Below are 1,698 nucleotides of genomic sequence, written 5' to 3' on the forward strand. Positions count from 1 at the left end.
GGTCGCGGTCGCTGATGCCGGGGCCGCGGTCCAGCACCTCGACCCGGATCGTGCCGGGCCGGGCGGGTCCGGCGACGACGATATCGACGGGTGCCCGGCCGCCCTGGTCGAACTTCACCGCGTTCTCGACGAGGTTGGACAGCGCCCGGGTCAGCATCCCGGGCCGTCCGTCGGTCGTGGTGTCGCCGCTCGCGCGCAGCAGGATCTCCCGGCCGCTGCGGCGCCGGGCCACCCCCGCCACCTCCTCGGCGATGTCGGCGAGGTCCACCCGGCGCGGCGGCTCGGTGTCGGACTGTCCGGCCGCGAGATCCACCAGCTCGTTGACCAGGTCGGTCAGCTCCCGGGCCTCCTGGCCCAGGTCGGCGACCAGCTCCTCGCGGGCCTTCGGCGGGAGTTCGTCGATCCTTCGCAGCAGGGAGATGTTCGTGCGCAGCGAGGTCAGCGGCGTGCGCAGCTCGTGGCCCGCGTCCTGGACCAGCCGGCGCTGGTCCTCCTCGGACTGCGCGAGCCGGCCCAGCATGCGGTCGAAGGCCCGGCCGAGCCGGCCCACCTCGTCATGACCGGCCACCGGCACCTGGATGCCCAGCCGGCGGGTGCGGGCGACGTCCTCGGCAGCGTCGGTCAGCACGACCAGGCGGCGCGTGATCCGCCGGGCCAGCCACCAGCCGAACAGCCCGGCGCCGACCACCACGGCGGCCATCAGCAGCAGCGTCCGCTGCTGGAGCGCCCGCAACAGGTCCTCGACGTCGCTGAACTCCTGCGCGACCTGCACCGCACCGCGCCCGCCGCCGAGGGAGACGGTGGCGACGCGGTAGACGTCGCTGCCCACGTCGACGTCCTTGTGCTCGGCCACCTGCCCGGACAGCGCCTCGGCGGCGATCCGCGCGTCGGTGCCGGTGACCGGCAGCCCCGGACTGCCCGCGTCGACGACATGCCCGTCCGGGCCGAGCACCTGCACATCCGTGCGGGCGGGGCGTACGAGGTCGTGGCCGGGCGCGGCGGACGAGAAGTCGCCGGGCGTCATGTGGTTCTGCCGCACCTCGTCGCGCAGATCCTGCACGACCTCCTCGAACACCGTCTGCTGGTCCACCCGTACCAGCCGGGCGGCGGCGCTGTAGGACAGGATGCCGACCAGGATCGTCACGGCCGCCGTCACCGCCGCGAAGGACACGGCGAACGTGGTGCGCAGCGAGACCAGTTTCAGCCGCCGCCCGGCCGGCAGGCGGCCCAGACGGCCCACTCAGTCCTCCCGCAGCACGTAACCCACGCCGCGCACCGTGTGGATCAGCTGCGGCGCGTCCGGCTCGTCGAGCTTGCGGCGCAGATAGCCGACGTAGACGGCGAGGTTCTTCGAGCCGGGCCCGAAGTCGTAGCCCCAGATGCGGTCGTAGATCGTGGAGTGGTCGAGGACGATGCCCGCGTTGCGCACCAGCAGTTCCAGCAGCTCGAACTCGGTGCGGGTCAGTTCCAGCTCGCGCGCGCCGCGCCAGGCCCGGCGGGCCTGCGGGTCCATGCGGATACCGGCCGCCTCGATGAACCGCTCCGGGAGCGGCCTGGGCGCCTCGGCCGCGGGCGCGCCGGCGGCTCCCACCGGGCTGGTGCGGCGCAGCAGGGCGCGCAGCCGGGCGAAGACCTCCTCCACGTCGAAGGGCTTGACCACGTAGTCGTCGGCGCCCGCGTCCAGCCCGGCGATGCGGT

General features: G+C 74.1%; 2 protein-coding genes. Both read right to left on the minus strand.

The window, feature by feature from the left end; genetic code table 11:
• Window positions 1-1,240: HAMP domain-containing sensor histidine kinase (locus ABZ281_RS48320; RefSeq protein WP_356665097.1), on the minus strand; the 1,240-nt coding region annotated here is incomplete at its 3' end.
• Window positions 1,241-1,698, minus strand: a 458-nt coding sequence (locus ABZ281_RS48325) for a response regulator transcription factor (protein WP_356665099.1), incomplete at its 5' end; no start/stop codon positions are given.

The sequence above is a fragment of the Streptomyces sp. NPDC006265 genome (assembly GCF_040613555.1).
In the GTDB taxonomy this organism is placed as follows: Bacteria; Actinomycetota; Actinomycetes; order Streptomycetales; family Streptomycetaceae; genus Streptomyces.